Source organism: Rhodothermales bacterium (genome assembly GCA_017643395.1).
Lineage (GTDB): Bacteria > Bacteroidota > Rhodothermia > Rhodothermales > UBA10348 > JABDJZ01.
The window spans coordinates 106,559-126,131 of the sequence record JAEPNP010000005.1; the positions used below are offsets into that span (position 1 = coordinate 106,559).

At 63.4% G+C, this 19,573-nt stretch carries 15 protein-coding genes; 5 read left to right on the top strand and 10 right to left on the bottom strand.

Features of this window, described 5'->3' with window-relative positions; genetic code table 11:
- Positions 1-86: 86 nt before the first annotated feature.
- A complete protein-coding gene (locus JJ896_15005) occupies positions 87-1,070 on the top strand; it encodes a hypothetical protein (protein MBO6780961.1) in 984 nt (327 codons plus the stop codon).
- Positions 1,064-1,816 carry a nucleotidyl transferase AbiEii/AbiGii toxin family protein gene (locus JJ896_15010; GenBank protein ID MBO6780962.1) on the top strand — a complete coding sequence of 251 codons (753 nt, stop codon included), beginning with the start codon at positions 1,064-1,066 and terminating at the stop codon, positions 1,814-1,816. Before JJ896_15005 ends, JJ896_15010 begins: the two co-directional genes overlap by 7 nt.
- 21 nt (positions 1,817-1,837) lie before the next feature.
- On the opposite strand, the gene glgB is transcribed toward JJ896_15010, so the two are convergent.
- Positions 1,838-3,844, bottom strand: coding sequence for a 1,4-alpha-glucan branching protein GlgB (gene glgB, locus JJ896_15015; protein MBO6780963.1), 2,007 nt, complete (start codon positions 3,842-3,844; stop codon positions 1,838-1,840).
- 132 nt (positions 3,845-3,976) lie between these two features.
- Between glgB and glgX the strand changes: the two genes are divergently transcribed.
- Positions 3,977-6,112 (top strand): glycogen debranching protein GlgX, encoded by a 2,136-nt coding sequence (glgX, locus tag JJ896_15020; GenBank protein MBO6780964.1) that lies wholly within the window; start codon positions 3,977-3,979, stop codon positions 6,110-6,112.
- 40 nt (positions 6,113-6,152) lie between these two features.
- On the opposite strand, the gene malQ is transcribed toward glgX, so the two are convergent.
- Positions 6,153-7,670 carry a 4-alpha-glucanotransferase gene (gene malQ, locus JJ896_15025; protein ID MBO6780965.1) on the bottom strand — a complete coding sequence of 506 codons (1,518 nt, stop codon included), beginning with the start codon at positions 7,668-7,670 and terminating at the stop codon, positions 6,153-6,155.
- A 108-nt stretch (positions 7,671-7,778) separates the two neighbouring features.
- Between malQ and JJ896_15030 the strand changes: the two genes are divergently transcribed.
- Positions 7,779-8,537, top strand: a complete 759-nt coding sequence (locus JJ896_15030; GenBank protein MBO6780966.1) for a hypothetical protein — start codon at positions 7,779-7,781, stop codon at positions 8,535-8,537.
- Between the two features lie 97 nt (positions 8,538-8,634).
- Here JJ896_15030 and JJ896_15035 read toward each other — a convergent pair whose 3' ends face one another.
- The 4 genes from JJ896_15035 to JJ896_15050 all read right to left on the bottom strand — a co-directional run bounded on the left by JJ896_15035 (position 8,635) and on the right by JJ896_15050 (position 12,027).
- The gene (locus JJ896_15035) at positions 8,635-10,326 is read right to left on the bottom strand and encodes a PH domain-containing protein (protein MBO6780967.1); all 1,692 of its coding nucleotides are present in this window, start codon (positions 10,324-10,326) and stop codon (positions 8,635-8,637) included.
- Positions 10,326-10,730 (bottom strand): PH domain-containing protein, encoded by a 405-nt coding sequence (locus JJ896_15040; GenBank protein ID MBO6780968.1) that lies wholly within the window; start codon positions 10,728-10,730, stop codon positions 10,326-10,328. Before JJ896_15040 ends, JJ896_15035 begins: the two co-directional genes overlap by 1 nt.
- Before the next feature lie 74 nt (positions 10,731-10,804).
- Positions 10,805-11,446 carry an aquaporin gene (locus tag JJ896_15045; protein ID MBO6780969.1) on the bottom strand — a complete coding sequence of 214 codons (642 nt, stop codon included), beginning with the start codon at positions 11,444-11,446 and terminating at the stop codon, positions 10,805-10,807.
- Positions 11,447-11,520: 74 nt separating this feature from the next.
- Complete coding sequence (locus JJ896_15050; GenBank protein ID MBO6780970.1) at positions 11,521-12,027, bottom strand: class IV adenylate cyclase; 507 nt, start codon at positions 12,025-12,027, stop codon at positions 11,521-11,523.
- A gap of 97 nt (positions 12,028-12,124) precedes the next feature.
- Here JJ896_15050 and JJ896_15055 point away from each other — a divergent pair, with 97 nt between their 5' ends.
- Positions 12,125-15,154, top strand: coding sequence for a hypothetical protein (locus tag JJ896_15055; protein ID MBO6780971.1), 3,030 nt, complete (start codon positions 12,125-12,127; stop codon positions 15,152-15,154).
- 80 nt (positions 15,155-15,234) lie between these two features.
- On the opposite strand, the gene JJ896_15060 is transcribed toward JJ896_15055, so the two are convergent.
- From JJ896_15060 to JJ896_15075, 4 genes are all read right to left on the bottom strand, one after another.
- Positions 15,235-16,503 (bottom strand): thioredoxin domain-containing protein, encoded by a 1,269-nt coding sequence (locus JJ896_15060; GenBank protein MBO6780972.1) that lies wholly within the window; start codon positions 16,501-16,503, stop codon positions 15,235-15,237.
- 2 nt (positions 16,504-16,505) lie between these two features.
- Complete coding sequence (locus JJ896_15065; protein MBO6780973.1) at positions 16,506-16,961, bottom strand: GNAT family N-acetyltransferase; 456 nt, start codon at positions 16,959-16,961, stop codon at positions 16,506-16,508.
- 192 nt (positions 16,962-17,153) lie between these two features.
- Positions 17,154-18,371, bottom strand: a complete 1,218-nt coding sequence (locus JJ896_15070) for an exo-alpha-sialidase (GenBank protein ID MBO6780974.1) — start codon at positions 18,369-18,371, stop codon at positions 17,154-17,156.
- Positions 18,368-19,495: a histidinol-phosphate aminotransferase family protein gene (locus JJ896_15075; protein MBO6780975.1), complete on the bottom strand. Its 1,128-nt coding sequence runs from the start codon at positions 19,493-19,495 to the stop codon at positions 18,368-18,370. Before JJ896_15075 ends, JJ896_15070 begins: the two co-directional genes overlap by 4 nt.
- Positions 19,496-19,573: the final 78 nt, after the last annotated feature.

Sequence of the window (19,573 nt, forward strand, 5' to 3'; positions counted from 1 at the left end):
TTATGAGGCGGAGTAACAGTGTTTTTGCACATTAACATTATCAGTGTTATTGTGCACTTGCACTGTTAATATTTTCTGCCTGAAGAGTGGAAGACCTGCCCAAGAGACTGACTGTGTACTTTGAGGAAGCCCTCGGCGCCTCCTTGGAGATGCACCCGTGGAGACGGTCGCTGCCACATTTTCTGCGGCACGCCTACGATTATGGCGTGGCCGAAGTGCTTGGCGCCAAACTCCTGTTCGTCTTCGATGATGCCGACGAAGAGCGCGCTCCGTCAGTCATTCGGAAGCACATAAGTCAGATGAGGGCAAACGAAGAAGGCATCGACGGAGTCGTGTACGTTCCCCGTCGGGTCTCCGCGTACAACCGCAGCCGGATGGTCAAGCAGGGCCTGCCCTTCGTGGTTCCGGGAAACCAGATGTATCTGCCGACCATCGGCATCGACTTTCGAGAGCACTTCAGACGCTCGCGCCCCGAGCCTGCGCGCCTCAGTCCTTCCGCGCAGGTGCTGTTGATTCACATGCTGCTTCATCGGACCGACTCCCGGATCACTCCCAAGCAAGCTGGAATCACTCTCGGTTACTCTCCGATGACCATGACGCGGGCGTTTGACGAACTTGAGGCAGCCAAACTGGCGATTAGTCAATCGCATGGAAGAACGCGCCCACTAGGTTTGATTGCCCCCCCGGGAGAGACCTGGCAGTTGGCTCTCTCCTACCTGCGAAGCCCCATCAAGAGGCGGTCAGTCATACAGCGAAACTCGGCGCTGGATGCTGCCCCTATTGCCGGTTTATCCGCCCTCGCCGAGTACACAATGATGGCTCACCCGCGTCGGCCAACAAGGGCGTTGAGTCAAGAAGCCTGGCAAAAAGTGCGAGTCAGTCTAGACACAACGTCCATCCCGCAACAGGACCCCGATGCTATTACCATAGAAGTATGGTCTTACTCACCGTCGGTGATTTCCCATCGGGAATGCGTGGACCATCTATCCCTGTTCCTGAGCCTCCGGGACAGCGAAGACGAGCGCGTGACCGCCGCTCTGGATGAACTCCTGGAGCAAGTAGCATGGTAAGGGGGCTTGACCTCTTTCGAGAGCATTTCCGCCCGTACACCGACCGCTTTGTATTGATTGGCGGAACTGCGTGCGACATCGAGATGACTGCGGCCGGCCTCGATTTCCGGGCCACCAAAGATCTGGACATCGTCCTGTGGGTGGAAGCGCTGGACGCCACGTTTGTCAGTGCCTTCTGGGATTTCGTCCGTGCGGGAGAATACCAGCAGAGAGAAAAGTCGAGTGGTGGCAGGCAGTTCTACCGGTTCGTCAAGCCGGTGAAGACAGAGTATCCCTTCATGCTGGAGCTTTTTTCTCGGGAGCCCGACTCAATCGACGTCGCCTCCGGGGGCACACTGACCCCTCTGCCCATGGCGGAGGAGGTCTCCAGCCTGTCGGCAATTCTCATGGACCAGACCTACTACAACTTCGTCCGAGCCGGCCGGATTGAGACGGAAGGACTACCCGTGATCGGCGCATCCCACCTGATCCCCCTCAAGGCGCGTGCATGGCTGGATTTGAGCGCGCGAAAAGAGGCTGGCGAGCAGGTCGACAGCAAGAGCATCAAGAAACACAAGAACGATGTTTTCCGCCTGTTCCAGATTGTCCGAAAGTCTGAGCAACCTCCCCCCGAGATCGTCCAGAGCGACATGGCGCAGTTCCTTCGTCGCATGGAGTCCGAAGAGATCAGCCTGAAGGCCCTGGGGGTTGAGGGCTCGCTGGATGAGATTCTGTCCGGTCTGAAGGACGTCTATCACCTGAGCTAGCCGCGCGGAGCAACGACCGCCCTACACCTTCTGCCGGAGAATCAGCGCGCCGAGGGGCGGCAGGGTCAACAGGGCGTACGGCTTCTCTGCAGCCACCGGCGCGTCAGACGCCACGGCCGCCTCTTGTCCAGCGTTCGCATCCTGGACCGCTGCGACCTCCACCGAAGTCGTGCCGTGCACCTTCGAAACCACCACGGTGCCCGGGGACACACCGCTGCCCCCAAACCGAACATCGTCCGAGTTCAGCACAAGCTCCCATTCACCCTCGGGCAAATGCACACCGTAGTCCGAACGGGGCATCGGCGTGAAGTTGAGCACGAACGCCAGTTCAGGCACCGGTCTCTCCTTCTTCTTGCGCTTCTTTTTCCGGCCCTTCTCCGGTTCGGGCTCAGGGGCCGGGGTCCGCGGTTTGCGTCGGTACGACACCACACAGCGCTCCCAGTCTGACAGGTCGATCCATTCGAATCCACCTCCCTCCTCGTTGGCCAACGCGGGCTCCGCCTTGTAGAGCGCATTGAGCTCCCGCAGGAAATCGCGCACCCCGGCGTGTAGGGAATCCTGCGCCAGAAACCAGTCGATTTCGCGGTCGTGACTCCACTCGCGGACTTGTCCGAACTCGGAGCCCATGAAGAGCAGCTTCTTGCCGGGGTGCCCCCACATGTGCGCATACATCAGGCGCAGGTTTGCCGCCTGTTGCCAGGAATCCCCGGGCATCTTGTTCCAGAGCGAGCCCTTCCCGTGCACGACCTCATCGTGCGACAGTGTCAAGGCGTAGTGCTCCGAGTAGGCATAGACCAGCGGGAATGTCAGGCTGTTGAAGTGGTACTTCCGATTGATGGGGTCCTGACGCATGAACTCGAGCGTGTCATGCATCCAGCCCATGTTCCATTTGTAGAGGAAGCCGAGCCCGCCATCGTACGTGGGCGCGGAAACACCGGGCCACGCGGTGGACTCCTCCGCAATCATCATGACTGACGGAAAACGCGAGTACACCTCTTCATTGGTGCGCTTCAGGAAGTCGATGGCCTCCAGGTTTTCGCGGCCTCCAAATTGATTGGGCGTCCAGTTGTCGCGCGAGTAGTCGCGATACAACATGGAAGCCACGGCGTCGAATCGCAGCCCGTCGATGTGGAACTCGTCCAGCCAGTAGCAAGCGTTCGCTATCAGGAAGTTGCGAACGCCCGCCTTGCCGTAGTCGAAGACCAGCGTGCCCCAGTCGGGGTGATGACGCATCACCGGATCCCAGTGCTCATACAGCGCGGACCCGTCGAAATAGGCGAGTCCCTGCGGGTCGGTGGCGAAGTGCGCCGGCACCCAGTCCAGAATGACTCCAAATCCTCTTTGGTGCAGGTAATCCACCAAATACCGGAAATCGTCGGCCGTGCCGTATCGATAGGTTGGCGCGTAGTACCCCACCACCTGGTAGCCCCAGGACGGGTAGTACGGGTGCTCCTGCACGGGCATCAGCTCCACATGGGTGAAGCCCATGTCTTCCAGATGGTCCGCCAATGGCTCGGCGACCTCCCGGTAGGACAGGGAATTACCGTCGGGCCCGCGCTTCCACGAACCCAGGTGCACCTCATAAATCGACACCGGCTCATGCATCGTTTCGGGGCCCCGCCGCGAGGCCATCCAGGAGGAATCGCCCCACGCGTAGTCACTCGAGGCAATGATGGAGGACATGCCGACCAGGGCGTTGCCATTCGGGGCCGGCGCCTCCAGGGACCGGGCGTACGGATCGGTTTTGTCTACGACAAAGTCACCTCGCCGGACCCGGTATTTGTAATGCTGACCGGTCTTTGCGCCGCGGATGTAGCCCTCCCAAAGTCCCCCGCCTACGGGGTTCAACGGATTCGCCGACGGGTCCCAACCGTTAAAATCCCCGATCACCGCGATCGATTCCGCCGACGGCGCCCAGACAGCAAACCAGGTACCGACCCGGTTCGGGTGCGCGCCCAGCTTTCGATAGCAGTCAAAATGAATGCCGCGCTCCCAGCGCGAAATATCCTCACTCGTCAGCCAGGGCATGATGTGTGCTTTGGGACTGGTGTTGTCGGTCGGTCGTGCAAAAACCGCGTCCGCCGGCAGATTTGCAAAACAAAACCGACCGCTTGAGGCAATATCGCCTCTATATTCGCGCGCGCTTCCAGCACCTCCTGCATGTTAGAACCCATACCCCAGCCGCGGCCAGGTAAGCCGTATCCGCTGGGCGCCACATTTGACGGCTCCGGAGTCAATTTTGCCATCTACTCCCAGCATGCTGAGGAAGTGGAACTGGTGCTCTTCCGGGACACCGGGTCGTCGGAACCGTACGCCACCGTGAGTTTGCCCGAGCGCACCGGTCCCGTGTGGCACGGATACCTGCCCGACCTGGGTCCGGGTCTGCTTTACGGGTACCGCGTGCACGGCCCGTACCAGCCCGAAAAAGGGCATCGGTTCAACTCGAACAAGGTGCTGCTGGACCCCTATGCGCGCAAGATCGGCCGCCCCATGCAGATGCATGATTCGATCTTCGGCTACAAGCGCGACGCCCCCGACGGAGACGCTTCCTTCAACCCGCGCGACTCCGCCGCCTACGCCCCGCTCGGCATGGTCTGCGAGAACGGCTACGACTGGGGGGACGATGCGCCCCCCGGCATTCCGTGGGAGCAGACCGTCATCTACGAGACGCATGTAAAGGGCCTGAGCAAACTCAATCCGGCCGTGCCCGAGGAGCTGCGCGGCACGTTCAAAGGGCTGGCCCATGAGTCGGTTATCCGGCACTTCCAGCGCATCGGCGTGACCACGGTCCAGCTATTGCCCGTGCACGCCAAGGCCGTTGAAGCGCATCTCAATGACCACGGGCTGACGAACTACTGGGGCTATGGCACGCTGAACTACTTCAGTCCGGAGCCGACCTACGCGGCGGACCCGGAGAACGCGGTAAACGAGTTCAAGGCCATGGTGCATGCGCTGCATCGCGAGGGCCTCGAAGTCATCATCGATGTGGTGTACAACCACACGGGCGAAGGATCCCGTATGGGCCCGACCGTCAGCTTCCGGGGCATCGACAATCGCGCCTACTACAAGGAAAACCCGAGCAACCCGCGGTACCTCCTGGACTATACCGGAACCGGCAACACGCTGGACGCGGGCAATCCGCATGTCCTGCAGCTGATCACCGACTCGCTGCGCTACTGGGTGCAGGAGATGCACGTCGACGGATTCCGATTCGACCTCGCCTCCAGCCTCGCGCGCGACCTCTACGAGGTCAACATGTTATCGGCCTTTTTCAAGGTCGTGCAGCAGGATCCGGTCCTCAGCCAGGTCAAATTGATCGCGGAGCCCTGGGATGTGGGACCGGGCGGGTACCAGGTGGGCGGATTCCCGTGGTTGTGGACCGAATGGAACGCCGCCTACAGGGACACGGTGCGACGCTTCTGGCGAGGCGACACGGGGGTGCTCGGCGAATTTGCCACCCGCGTATCGGGTTCGAGTGACCTGTACAACAACTCCGGTCGCCGCCCCTTCGCCTCCATCAACTTCGTTACCGCGCACGACGGCTTTACGCTGCGCGACCTCGTCTCCTACGAGCGCAAGCACAATGAAGCCAATGGCGAAAACAACCGGGACGGCAACAACGCCAACTTCTCCACGAACTGTGGCCACGAAGGCGACTCCTGGAACAAGGACGTGCTGGCTTGCCGCGAAGCCCGGGTACGCGCGCTGCTGACGACGCTCTTCCTCTCACAGGGTGTGCCGATGCTGCTCGGAGGCGACGAACTATGGCGCACGCAGCTCGGCAACAACAACGCCTATTGCCAGGACAATGCGCTCAGTTGGTACGACTGGAGCAAGGCCGACCCGGACCTGCTCGAGTTCGTGACCAAGGTGATCGACTTCAGGGCATTGCATCCGAATTTTCGGCGGCACCGTTTTTTATCGGGCCAGCCGAACGACTCCGGCTTGCGGGACGTCACGTGGTGGCACCCGAAGGGCCGCATGATGCTCCCGGACGATTGGCGGGTCGCCCATGCCCGCACACTCGGCATGCTCCTGCGTGGCGATGTAATCGAGGACCGCAATCCGGACGGCTCGGCCGTGCTGGACGACTCCTTTTTGGTGCTCTACAACGCGTCCGACTCCGCCGCGACGTTCGTCATGCCGCCTGAGCAGACCGAGCTCCAGGGGCACTGGGAAGTCGCCCTGCAGTCAACAGGCACGGTAGAAGCGAGCACCTGGGCGCCCGGGGATGCCATGATCCTGCCGCGGATCAGCGTGACCGTGCTGAAAGCGGTCAGCGCTCCGGACTCCTAGTTCCGGCCGTACACGCTGGCCGGTGCGATGCGCCGGACGCCTAGTTCCGGCCGTACACGCTCGTCAGGGTCTTGATGCGCCGGGTCAGATCGGCCGTGACCGCATCGCCCGGCATGCGCCAGCCCCAGTTGCCCGCGGCAACGCCCGGCGTATTGAGGCGACCTTCACTGCCGACGCCGAGCACATCCTGCATGGGCGTCACAACCATGGCTGCAACCGACGCCATTAGCGCTCGGATCGCCCTCCAGTGGACCTCGGTGTCATCCGACACTTCCAGGTATTCGCGGGCATAGGTCAATGCGCGCTGCGTGACCTCAGCATCCTGGGTGCTCTGCGTATTGGTCCACCAACCGACGAAGGTATCGTTGTCGTGCGTGCCTGTATAGGCGACCAGATCCGTGGAATAGTTGTGCGGCAGGAAGCTGTTGTCCGGGCCGGCATCGAAGGCAAACTCCAGGATGGCCATGCCGGGGTAGCCGAACCGCTTCATGAGGTTGGTGACTCCGTCCGTAATGACGCCCAGGTTTTCAGCCACCACGGGCAGCGGTCCGAGGTGCTCGGTCAGCGCGTGAAAGAGTTCGGCACCGGGCCCCCGAACCCATCGGCCGTTGATGGCGGTTGGCTCGGAGGCCGGGACCTCCCAGAAGGCCTCAAAACCTCGGAAGTGATCCAGGCGCACAAGGTCCACCTGTTCCAGAATGCGGGCCATGCGACGCTTCCACCAGTCGAAACCGCTGTGCTCCATGCGGTCCCATCGGTAGATGGGGTTGCCCCAGCGCTGGCCGGTCTCCGAGAAGTAGTCCGGCGGCACGCCGGCCACGACGGTGGCGTTGCCGTTCTCGTCGAGGTGGAAGAGCTCAGGGCTGGACCAGACATCGGCGGAATCCTGTGCCACGTAGATCGGAAGATCGCCGAAAATGCGGATCTTCCGCTCGTTGCAGTAGCGTTTGAGGTTGCTCCACTGGCGGTCAAAGAGGAACTGCCAGAACCGGCGCATGTCGATCTGCGCGCGATTTGCCTCAATGAACGCACCGATAGCGGCATCTTCACGCATCGCAAGCTCGCGAGGCCACGCAGTCCACTCCACCTGCTCGTGTGCGTCCTTGATCGTGTCAAACAGCGCGTAGGCATCCAGCCAGTTCTGATGACGGCGGCAGTAGACCTCGTAATCGCCCCGGGGAATGCGCGATCCTCCTGCGACAAATGCCTCGTAGGCGTTCGTCAGCAGGGTCTTCTTGAAGGCGATGGCCGCCGCGAAATCGACGTGGCCCTCCGGGAAATCCGGCACATCGGACAGATCCGCCTCGGACAAAAGGCCATCTTCCCGGAGCAGGTCCGGACTGATCAGGTTCGGGTTGCCGGCAAACGTGGAAGGGCTCGCGTATGGTGATTCGCCGTAGCCGGTAGGAACCACCGGGAGCACCTGCCAGATGGTCTGGCCCGCCTCCGCCAGAAAATCTGCAAACCGATAGGCTTCTGCGCCCAGATCACCGATTCCGTACGGACCGGGCAGCGAAGTAATGTGCAGCAGTAGGCCGCTCTGGCGGGTATCGGTCATGGGCGCAGTTTGCGTTTTGGGGCGCCGAAGTTAGTAAACCGCCGTAACAAGGCGATAAGGCTGACGTACTATTCCTCGCTGATCATTGGTGAAAAACGCCTTTTTTGCATGCAGGACGTCCTGAATGTGCTGGACCCCGCCGATTACCGCTTCCTCGTGGGAGTCGTCGAGAGCAACTTCAACTTCGCTGATGATACGCGGCTGCGACGACTGGTGGATGCCGTTGAGGCCGACGACACGCCTGAGCACCGCGAGGCGTTTTGCACCGCGTTCGAGGAGCACGTGCGCTATCTGGGCAGTTCCGACATCATGTGGGCGTTCCGGTTTGCAACCGGTCAGGAACCCGGGGCTGCCTTCGGCGAGATCGTCAACGACGTGGCGAAGGCGCTGAAAGTCGACAAGCCCAAACTGGGCACGGACAGGGAACGTGTGGAGGAACTGGCTCAGGCCTATGCCACGCAAAAGTTCTCCGAGCTCAGTCCGGATGAGCAGCAGAAGATGCTGGAGGACCTGGGCGTCGAGCGCGAGAAGGCCCAGGCGTTCATCGCGCGTTCCGGCGCCAAATTCGCGTTGCCCATCCTGATCGAGACCTTCAACCTCGTGATCGTCGAAGGGCTCATCAAAACGATCATCTTCGGCACGATTGCCAAGATCATCGGCCGCCAGCTGACGGCGCGACTGTTCTCATTCCTTGTGGGTCGCCTTCCGTGGTGGGTCACGTGGATCGGTCCGGCGGCCTGGACCCTGTCCATCGGTTGGACCGCGCTGGACGTACAGGGACCGGCGATGCGCAAGACCATCCCCGTAGTGCTGTACCTGGGTGTGGCGTCGATGCGGGAGCGTAGCCGGGCGGCCGCCGAGGCCTAGGCGTTCGTCCCGCCCGCTCCCTCCGGCGACAGCTGTTGGGCGCCACACGACGACGCCGGGCCGCAGGGTGAGGCCGCGCGTCCGGGCGCCTCAAGAGTCAGGACGGCTCAGGCTGGGTTACAATGTGCTGAAAGCGTGCGTAGGCGCGATCGACCAATTCCTTGGCGGCACCGGCCGGCAGATCGATGCCTTCCGCCGGACGCATCGCACTGGCCCCGGCGGCATCGACATAAACGGACGCCAGCCCCAGCCGGCGCTGAAACAACGAGGCGCTGCGATAGAAGACCTGGCTGCGCTCAAGAGGCAACAACCACGTGTGCTGCCGGACCACCCCCTTGCGGAAGTACAGCCAGCGCTCGTCTTCCCCGTACCCGAGTCCCCGGTACCGCAGCACGGCCCAGACCAGCGCCAGCGGCAACATCGACAGCAACCACAGTCCGGGTCGCCAGAAATAGCCGATTCCGCCGGCCAATGTCACAATGGCGACGGCATATCGCACAAATCCGCGGCGAATCGTGAGCCTGGAGACCGGAGACAGTTCGGGCACACGCACGCCCCCCGGATCCGGGTGCGGCAAGCCTTGCTGAAGTCGATTTGCCGCGCGCATCACGTCGTCCATTCTGCCGAACGGCACCGCCACCTTGTGCCCCCGCTCCTTGACGTCGAAGCCCATCGTCTGTACCTCAAGCCGGTACCAGCCGAATCGGCGCATGAGCGGGTTGGTGCGGATAATGAAAGCCTGCACTTTTCGCAGCGGAATCGTGCCGGTGTGACGGGACAGCAGGCCCTGCCGGTGGTGCAGCTTGTTGCCTTCGGCGTGAAGTACGAATCCGTAATACCGATTCAGATTGACCAGAATGCCGCTCAGCCAGGCAAACAGCACCGCAAGGAAAAGCACCGACAATCCGACAATAAAGGGCGATTCCCCCGCTGCCTCAGCCAGCCCCTCGAATCTGCCACCCGCGAACCAGTCGAAAATCGCCTCCGGATCCGGTTCGACGTACTGGAAAATGGAAAAGAACACCGCGATGTAGAGCATCGAGAAGCGGAAAACGCCGGACAGGATGACCCGGCGCATATCCATCTCAAACACGGGCTCGATCTCGGGCTGATCGACTGATTCGAAAATCGCGCCCGGGGCTTTCTGCGACCGAGCCGCCGCGCCACCCTCGGCGGAAAACGCACCAGGCCCGGCCGAAACCGCGCCGAGCTCGGCGGAAACGGCGCCAGGCTCCGCGGACGCCGCGGTGCGCCGGGAGGCGGAGACCGCCCCCCCGGCTGCGGCCGCCTTCTGGAATTGCTGCACGGTCTCCCGCACGCGATGGGCCTCCTGCAGGCTGACCACATCCAGGACCCCTTCGGCCGACTGCGATCCGGCCGTAAAGATGCTCACCCTCGCCGTACCGGTCACACGCTGCAGGATGCCCTGCTCGATCTCGATGTTCTGGACGCGGTCAATCGGGATGTTTCGGCGGGTAACCGTGGTGACGCCGGACCGGATCACGATCTCCGCGGGCGAAATGCCGTACCGGAATCGCACGTAGCGAATGATGGTCCAGGGAAAAACCAGCAGGCCGTACATGGCACCGAGCGCCAGGTTGAACCACGCCCCCCCATCGTTCGAACGGATCGCCGGCAAGAGGATGAGAATCAGTGCCGGAATTCCCACAAGCACCTTCTGAACGAGGGTCATGGGGTGGAGCCGGTGCGGGGTCGCGTCCGGCGCCTCCTCGGGAGCACCGGACGCGGATTCCGGCGCAATCCGGTCCTGCGCGGCAGAATCCTCCATCAGACCGGCTCGTCAGTTATGTAGAGCTTGATCCGGTCTCGGAGCTGCTGGGCCTCATCGAACTGCAACCCCGGCAGGACCACCTGGCTGGACCGCGTGCCGGCCGTGTGCACGATCAGATTGCCCAGTTCATATTCACGTTCGATGATGTCCTGGCTGACGTCCATGTGCTGCACGCGCCTCAGCGGCACAATGGTCGTCACCCGGGTGAGGATGCCACGCTCCAGAAAGAGCTCCTGGTCATCCAACCGGAATGCCCAGAACCGGTACCGCAGGCGCGGCGTCACGGCCGTGGAGGTGCCGAAGACCACCAGCGCGGCAATGGACGCCATGCCCAGCGGCAGGAAGGCCTCCTCGTCAAACAGGTTGGATACGTCGTAGGCGGCCGCGATCAGGAAGGCCACGATCCCGGTCAGGGCCAGCTTGATCCGCCAGACCTTCTGGATGGCGGGATCGAGTTTCCGGAGTTCGTCGATGATCAGCTGGCTGGCTTGTTCATGAGACCATACACCCAGGCACCGGCAGCGCCGCCGCCAAACGGGCCGACCAGATACAGCCACACGTCGGCAAGGTGCCCGGCATCGCCCATGATTGCGTCCGTGAGCGCAGGACCCAGGCCGACGGCCGGGTTGAACGCACCGCCCGAGATATCGCCTACGGCAAATGCGCCCGCGGCGACGGTAAATCCGATGGCCAGGCCGAAGTACGAATTGCCCGCCGTTTCGTCGGTAGCTGCCACGTTCAGAATGACCAGCACCAGTGCAAAGGTGAACAGGAATTCCGCCACCAGCGCGCCGACCATCTGGCCTTCTGCCGGCGAGGGCACGATCAACTGCCCGGCAAGGTGCATGGCCACGAAGCTCGCCACCACGGCGGCCAGAATCTGGGCGGCGATGTACTTGATCATGTCGCCCTGCGTCATCAGCCCCCGCATCCACGCGGCGAGCGATACAGCGGGGTTGTAGTGTGCCCCGGAAATGTGACCGCCCATGTAGACCATCACCATGAGCATGCTGCCGATGGCGACGGGCGCGAGCAGAGACCCCGATGCAACCGTCAGAATGATGGTCGCCATGAGGAAGAACGTACCGATGAACTCGGTGATCAGCTTGGAAGTCATGTCAGGGGGAGTTTGGAGGGATACGCAAGCATACGCCCGGTGCAGGGCTGAATGCCAGCCTCTTCGCTGCGTGCCTACAGCAGCATGTCCGAGTAGCTGCGGTCAATCAGGTCTTCGGGTCGGACGGCAAACACGTCCATAAACTCGCGGCACTGGGCCTCAAGACGGTCGGCTCCGATGGAACCATCACGGTCGATGGCCTCGATCTCCACGAACCGGCCGAGTCCGACCACGTCATCCAGGTGGATTTTGACGTTTTCGGCGAACCAGATCTCCCGCTCCTTGTCCACGACTACGAGCACGTTCAGTCCGGCGCGGAGCACATCGCCCAGACCCGCGTCCGCCGGGACACGCGCCAACGTGACTTCCGAGCGCTTTGGGCCCTCCTGATCCGGCCGCTCGTAGTGGATCAGAGAGTTTTCGATGGTGCCCTCCCGGAGCTTCATTCTCCCGGTCCGGGCCTGAAAGTAGGTGTCGATTTGCCGGTCCAGACCGATCCGTCGTGCCCCTCGCGCGGTCAACGCGGCCCGGAGCGGAGCGTGGTCGGCACAGCGTGCCTTGATTTCGATGTTCAGCGGCATGGAATTGCGAATTTTCCGCCGCAATATCGGCCTGGGAACCGGCGGAACCCGCACTGTTGAAGGCGCCATCTCATTCGGTCCTCACGGACCACCCACGGTGTTCATCCGAACCCTCTCGCTTCTCGTCGTGATCGTTCTCGGTCACGCCCTGCCCGGGGTCGCGCCCGGCCAGGTCCGGCCCGATTGGCCCGGAGTCCGTCCACCCGCTTTCACCCTGCCGACGGATCCCGCCGAGGTGGCGGGCCTTCAGCTGCCGTTTGCCCCCACTGGCGGCACTACACCGCTGGCGGCCGGGAAACACGCGTCGCTGTTTCTCAAATCCGTGCATATCGCCGGGAGCGGAAACCTGTCCCGCATTGATTCGGCATCGGACGTTGCCGTGTCGGGCGATGTGATCGTGACCGTCGGCGCCGGTGAAATGCCCGGCACTTCCTTCGACTGGTGGGTCGCGGCCTACAGCCACACGGGCACACCATTGTGGACGCACCGCCACGACGGCACGGCAGAAGCCTATGATCTGGCGCTCCTGGTCAGGGCCGTGACCGACGGATTTGTAGTGGCCGGCATCACATCGGATCCCGCCACCCAGCTGGACCTGCTGGTCGTCAAATACGGGCTCGACGGCACGGTGCGCTGGCAAACCAGGTACGACGGACCGCACCGGGGCTACGACGTGCCCAACGCCATGGCGGTCGATGGGCAGGGCAACACGTACATCACGGGATACTCCCATCGCACTCCCGGGCTGGGCAACAACATCGCCATGCTCACCCTGAAGCTGGACGCGTCCGGCGTGATCGAGTGGGTGATGCGGGAGGACGCCGAAATCGGGGAAGGCCTGGGCATCGCGGTCTCCCCTGCCGGCACCGTGGCGGTCACCGGGACGCAGGTGAGCCACGACCCCGCCACAGCGATCAGCCGACACAATTTTGCCACGTTGGTTTACGATGGGGAGGGCGGCGTGCGCTGGAAAGACCTGCGCAGCGTAGCCAGCCGCAACGAGGCTGTCGGCCACGCTGTCGGCTTTCTGCCGGACGGTGGCGTGGTTGCCACCGGCAAGGCTTTCGTGGCGCCAGGGGCCTTCGACACCCGCACGTACGCCTTCGATGCGCAGGGTCAACTCCGCTGGACGGATCGCTACGGCGGTGCGACCGGCCTGGACGATGTACCGGTCGGTTTGCTGATCGACGACGCCGGCGTCACCATCTGCGGATACACGCAGGCAGCGGCTGAGGGCTGGTGGACGCGTCGGCTGGACCCGGCCGGCTCTCTTGTGTGGAGTCTCCCGACCACCAACGCACGACGCCTGGTGGCCTGCCGCCCTCATGATGCGCAGTCGTTTCTGATGGTCGGCAATGTGGCTGAGCCGGACCCGACGTGGAACACGGTAGTCTCCCTGGTCTCCGCGAACGACGGCAGCGAGATCTGGAGTCGGACCATCGACCGTGGTGACGACGACCAGGCCTATGGGGTGGCCGCCGTAGACGGTGACGTGCTGGTGGCCGGTCGTACCTGGGCGGAAGACACCGACTACGACCTGCACATTTACCGCCTGTCGGAGACCGGCTCGACGCGCTGGGAGCGCACACTTGGAGGCCGCGGCGAATCGAATGATTTCGCAATGGCGGCCACGTTTGGCCTCGACGGCAGCACATATGTCACCGCGCAAAGTTGGCTGGACTGGCAGTCCGACCTCATGACAACACGATTCGCCCCTTCCGGTGTGGAGGCGTGGACCGCCCTGTCCCGCCCGCGGGCCGGCAACGAGCCTCGGGACGTAGCGGTCGATGCTCAGGGCCGGGTGCTTACCGCGGGATCTACCCACATCAGTCAGGGCTCCGAATCCTGGGCTGTTCCCGTGCTCTCCATGGCCGATGCGCAGGGCAACGAGTCCTGGGTCACGGTGCATGACCCCGGATTCGCCGGCCGATTGGACGACGTGGAGTGGGGTCCGGACGGGCCGGTGGCCTCCGGCCCGCCGCTGAACCTGTTCGCGTTCGATGAGCAGGGTGCCGTGCGATGGTATTGGCAGCATCCCGATGCTGTCTGGGGCGGGTGGGAACGGGTGCTGGTTCGCAGCCAGCCGGACGGAACCCACTATCTGATCGGGGCGCTCAGCACAATGCCGGGAGTTGCCCCCGCCGGCGACCCGGTGATTGTTGGCGTGGACCGCACCGGCCAGGCGGTCTGGAGTCGCCGGATTGACCTCGGCGCGTTCTTTGTCCAGCCGGCCGCAGCCCAGATCGGGCCGTCGGGCGAACTGGCCGTGGCCTACACGCACGTTCTGCCCGGCGGTCGGCGAACCTGGTGGTTCGCTGTCATCGAGCGGGACGGCTCGATCCGTTGGCAGGACGGCTTCCGGTCCGAGCAGGGAGAAATTGACGTACCGTCGGACCTGGTAGTTCTGCCGGACGGATCTCTCCTCATAGCCGGCGGCACCCTGGACGAACTCTCCGGATCAGACCTGCGCCAGCATGTGGTCCTGAAATACGGTGCGGACGGCGTGCGGTTGTGGGAATACCGGTCGGGCACGCTGTACAAGGCCGCGGGGCCGGACGGCAATTTTCGCCACGGCCCCCGCATTGCTCCTACCGCGCACGGTGGGGTGTACCTGGCAGGGCAACTGATGAACCAGCAGCCCCACCTGATCGATCTCGTGCTTCTGAAGCTGGCTCCGGACGGACGGCTTGAATCCGGGGTGAGCTACGACTCGCCGAACGGGTACTACGACTTTGCCACAGGCATTTCGGTCGATCCGGTCGATCCGAGCACCATCAGACTCGCTGCCTTCCGGGGCTACCGGCAGCCACTGGGAGACTGGATTCGGGGCGTGGTGAGCACACTGGTTTTCGAGGACGTCGGGGTCGCCCTGGCAACCGAGGTCGGTTTGCCTCAGCAGCCCGAGATCGAAATCTGGCCACAACCTGCGCACGGCGAGGCATTCCTGCGCTTCAGGCCCGTGCCTGCAGAACGCATGCTTTCGGTGTTCGATGCGCTGGGTCGGCGGATTCACCATGAGCGGATCGCCTCCTACCAGGACACGATCACGCTCGGCGTGCAGGGATTGCCCGCCGGGCTCTACCTGGTCACGCTGGGCGAATCGCGGCGCACGCTGGTGGTGCTGTAGCGGACCAGCCGCGGCTGCCGGCCCGGGGCTCGACGCCCCCCGCCGCTGCCGGCCGGGCGGCCCGTCGCGTCAAAGCCGCTTTACCCTTCCAGCTCGCGGTCCAGGACGGCGCGGATGAACTCGGTATTCCGGTAGTTCGACGCCTTGCGACCATTGATGAAGATGGTCGGCGTCTGGCTCACGGTTGAGTTGAACCCCGCCTCGAGATCCGACACCACGCGGGCGCGGGTAGCCGGATCGGCCTGGCAGGCCCGGAACGCTTCCATGTCAAAACCCATGTCCTCCGCTGTCGACTCAAACAGCGCCGGGCCGAGCTGGACCTGCTGCCGGAAGAGTTCGTCATGGTACTCCCAGAACGCCGCGTCTCCTTCAGCCTGCGCGCACACCGCCGCCACGGCGGCCGGCCCGGCCTGCGCGTGCAGCTGACTCTGCATGCGCGGGTTGAAGTTGGCATCGAGCGGGTAATTCATATAGTAAAGGGCCACGTCTTCCCGGTACTCAAACAGGGCCGTGCGCAGGTGAAATGCGCTTTCCCGGCACGCGGGGCACTGGAAATCGGCGAATTCGACAATCTTGATATCCGCGTCGGGATTGCCCCACACGGCGGCATTCGGGTCGATAGGCACATCGATCGGCGTCTGCCGAAAATGCCCCGTCAGCGCGAGGTCCACGTCCCAGTTCGGGTCGACCACCTGGGCGGACTCGGACTGGCGCTTCATGCCGATCCAGCCGATGCCGAAAACAAGCACGGCCAGCAGGCCCCAGCGCTTGAGGTTGGGCTCAAACTTGAGCTCGTTTTCGTCCCCCTTGATGCCGGCAATCCAGCCTTTGATAAGTGCGCCCCAGCGGCTCGGGCCGTAGCCGAGGCCCACGGGCAGCGTGAACAGGAGGCCGATATTCACTGCGTACATGCCGATGCACACCAGGCATACCACGGCCAGCTGCACCAGGTGGTAGCCCTTGAGCACTGAGAACAGCACGGAGCCTATCGCCAGAATGAACGACAGCGTGATCCAGCCGGCCGCGTTTCTGCGATCCTTGGCCATCGTGCCCCAAAGCGCGGACAATCCGGCGAATGCGTAGAACAAGAAGCCCCACCAGGCGACCGGTATTCCCATCAATTCGCCGTACGAGCTTGAATGGGCAAGGTCACAGTTGACGAAGTCGTTGATCGAACAGCCGCTGGCTTCCACGATGCCGGCCGTCTTGATCTTGAACGACAACTGGGTCGAATAGGCCGCTAATGCCAGCCCAACGGCCGCCAAAATGACCGCGGCCCACAACGGTCCGTTCTGGAATTCGGGTTGTTCCTGGCGGCCGCTTTTACGGCGGCCCTTGTTCTTGGCCATGTTCAGTCTTCTGAAGTGAGGCGGCGACGCATGGCCACCGCCGAGGAGGGGCAGAGTTTGGCAAACTGATCGGAGGCCAACACGGCCTCCGGCACGTCGGTGCGATCTACGACGTCGTAGCCGAGCCGATCAAAGAAGGCTTCGGCCGTTTCGGTCAAAAGATAAAGCGCGTCAATCCCGGCCTCGACAGACTCGGCTTCGGCCGCGGTCACCAGGTACTCGCCGAGATGCTGTCCGCGACGATCCGGAAGCACGGCAACGCTGCGCAGGAGGCCGTTTTCGCCGTATTTCTCCACGGCCGCACAACCGACCACGCCACTCTCCGGCATGGAGGCCGCCAGGGAAATCGTGTCTTCGCGTGTGGTATCCAGCGCCATCAGGCGGGATGCCTTCAGCACATCCTGCACGCCGGGGTCCAGGTCCGGGTTGACCTGCTCGATGCGGATTATCGCGTTCATGGCTCGGGGTGCCGGCTGCCTGGGCCCCCGACCGGCTCGCTTGGTGCCGCCCTTGGACCGTCAACCGTCGGTCTGGTGCAATGCGCGGCCATACCCGGCCCGCGCATCGCATGTTTCCATCGCGTACCGGTCGCCCGCGACGCACCCAGGCGAATCAAGCGGCCCATCCGTCTGCGCAGGCTCGGCAGCGGGTCATACTCCGATAACAGCCCGGGCACCCTTGACCCGACGATCCGGCTCGGTGGCCGTCCAGGCGAAAATGAGGTTGTTGCCCCACCGCACCATGCGCGGATAGCCGCTGGCGCGCGTGGAAGAAGTCGGCTCGACCGTGACCGGATCGCTCATGCGCCCGTCCGGCGCAACCCGGCGCGCCATGATGCCCGCATCAAAGCCCGCGTCCGCAGACGACGCCTCGATCCAGGACACGATGGCCGTACCGTCGTCAAGCATTTCCACGTCTACCCGACCGATGGGATTTCCCACATCCAGACGGACCGGCACGCCGAAAGACGCGCCCTGGTCGTCAGAAAACGCCACTTTGACGGCCGGATCGTCATTTGCAGCCGTGAACCAGGCCAACGCCACGGAGTCGCTGCGCACCGATAGCGCCGGTCCGTTGACGGGGCAGGCGGCGATATTCCACCCATCCGCCGCCACCGGCTTCGGCTCCTGCCACGCACGATTTACCCGGCGCGTCACGTAAATGTCCCTAACCTCTTCCGGGCTACGGTCGCGGTATGCGACGATCAGGTCATCGTCTCCGACCACGGCCATGTCCGTCGGGCAGCACTCACACGTGCGGGCATCCAGTTCACGTTCTGGCCCGAGTCCTACCGCCATTCGTCGTGTGCGCACGGTCATTTCGTGCACGCCGTCGGCCCAGTTGCGCCCGTCCAACCATACGGCCTGAAGTTCGTCGCCGATCGGCACCAGGGAGGCAAATCCGTGCTCAGCCGGGGAATTGTCGTCATGCAACCAGACGGCGTCGGACCAGCTCTCGCCTCCATCATCCGACTGCGCCGCGCGCACACCATAGGCGTATCTGCCTGTGCCGTTGTACTGCAACCAGTGGGCCCAAACCCGCTCACCGGATACGGCAATGGACGGCACATCCGCCCAGTTCACGAACAGGCTGTCATCCTCGACAATGGTGCCGATACGACCCCATGCGCCGCCGTCCATACGGGCCAGCTTCATGGCCGCACCGCCACGCGTGCGCTCCATCCAGGACAGCATCGCCCCGTCCGGAGTCGCCACGAGAAACGGTTCTCCGCTGACGGTATCGGTCGGCACCACCATCTCGTGCACGTCCAGGCGCAGGGTGATGTCACCCTCTGGAAGGCTCGGGATCAGGTCTCCCCCCTGACAGCCCGCAAGGACGAGGGCGAGCGCCGGCAGTAGATATCTCATTGTCCGATCTCCGGCGAGACCGCCACGAGCGCCTGGGCAAACTGGTCCATTTCCGCGCGCGTGCCGATGGAAATGCGCGCCCAGTCCGTGTAGGGCTGGAATGCCCGCCCTACCCGAATCCCCCGCTCTGCCATGCGACGCTGGAAGCGGGCGATGGGCTCACCGACATGGACAAAGACGTAGTTGCCCTGTGACTCCAGACTGGTCATGCCCGCATCTGCCGCAGCCTGATAGACAATTTCCCGTCCGGCGGCATTTTCGCGCCGGCTGAATGCCACGAAGTCCGCATCGTTGTAACAGCCCATGGCGGCGGCCACCGACACCGAACTCACCGAGTGCCGGTTCCGGTAGTCCAGCAACCGGCGCACCGTGGTCGCCCGGCCAATGGCGTAGCCTACGCGCAGGCCTGCCAGCCCGAAGATCTTCGAAAACGTGCGGGACACCACCACGTCCGCCCCCTGCTTCACCAGCGGCACGCAGCTCTCGTAGCCAGGGTGGTCGACATACTCGTGGTACGCCTCGTCCACGAGCACGGCACATCGCCCGTCCATGCGGCTGATAAACGCGTTCAGGTCTGCGCTTGGCACGATGCGCCCGGTCGGGTTGTTGGGGTTGCAGATGAAGACCAGCCGGGTGTCGTCCGTCACTGCGCCCTCTACGGCCGTCAAATCGATTTCCTTGCCCGGGGTAAGCGGTACGCGCTCCACCAGGCCACCCACCGCGTCCGCGTATGCACCGAAGGCTTCATACGTCGGGAAGGGTGCCACAAGATGACCGCCCGAAATGCCGAACAGGGTGCCGCAGACGCGCAGCACCTCGTGCGAGCCGGCACCCAGGAAAATCATGTCTTCGGATACACCCTCGGCGGCGGCAATCTGGGCGATGAGCGCCGGGTAGGACTCACTGGGGTACTTCCACGAAGCGTCCATGGCAGCCATCATGGCCTGCCGGGCGCCGTCGCTGGGACCGAACGGATTCTCGTTACTGTGCAGTCGGATCGGATCCGCTGCGGTACCCGCGTGGCGCAGGCTGGTCGGGGCGGTGGCGCGCGCCGCGGAGGGCATCGCCAGCATCATGCCTGCGGCCGCTGTTGAGGACCGGGCCAGCCACTGTCGGCGATTCATGCGTCTTGTCGGATGGTGAAGCGGGTAAATGTACATCTGCCCGTGAAACCCCGTTGGATTGCGGGGGGCAATCTGGTC

Coding starts and splice junctions, on each gene's coding strand:
- glgB (MBO6780963.1), bottom strand. CDS start 3,844: ATGCCCTGGCTGACGAGTGAGGATATTTCGCGCTGGGAGCGCGGCATT.
- JJ896_15060 (MBO6780972.1), bottom strand. CDS start 16,503: ATGGCCAAGAACAAGGGCCGCCGTAAAAGCGGCCGCCAGGAACAACCC.
- JJ896_15065 (MBO6780973.1), bottom strand. CDS start 16,961: ATGAACGCGATAATCCGCATCGAGCAGGTCAACCCGGACCTGGACCCC.
- glgX (MBO6780964.1), top strand. CDS start 3,977: ATGTTAGAACCCATACCCCAGCCGCGGCCAGGTAAGCCGTATCCGCTG.
- malQ (MBO6780965.1), bottom strand. CDS start 7,670: ATGACCGATACCCGCCAGAGCGGCCTACTGCTGCACATTACTTCGCTG.
- JJ896_15050 (MBO6780970.1), bottom strand. CDS start 12,027: ATGCCGCTGAACATCGAAATCAAGGCACGCTGTGCCGACCACGCTCCG.
- JJ896_15010 (MBO6780962.1), top strand. CDS start 1,064: ATGGTAAGGGGGCTTGACCTCTTTCGAGAGCATTTCCGCCCGTACACC.
- JJ896_15070 (MBO6780974.1), bottom strand. CDS start 18,371: ATGAGATATCTACTGCCGGCGCTCGCCCTCGTCCTTGCGGGCTGTCAG.
- JJ896_15035 (MBO6780967.1), bottom strand. CDS start 10,326: ATGGAGGATTCTGCCGCGCAGGACCGGATTGCGCCGGAATCCGCGTCC.
- JJ896_15045 (MBO6780969.1), bottom strand. CDS start 11,446: ATGACTTCCAAGCTGATCACCGAGTTCATCGGTACGTTCTTCCTCATG.
- JJ896_15030 (MBO6780966.1), top strand. CDS start 7,779: ATGCAGGACGTCCTGAATGTGCTGGACCCCGCCGATTACCGCTTCCTC.
- JJ896_15075 (MBO6780975.1), bottom strand. CDS start 19,495: ATGAATCGCCGACAGTGGCTGGCCCGGTCCTCAACAGCGGCCGCAGGC.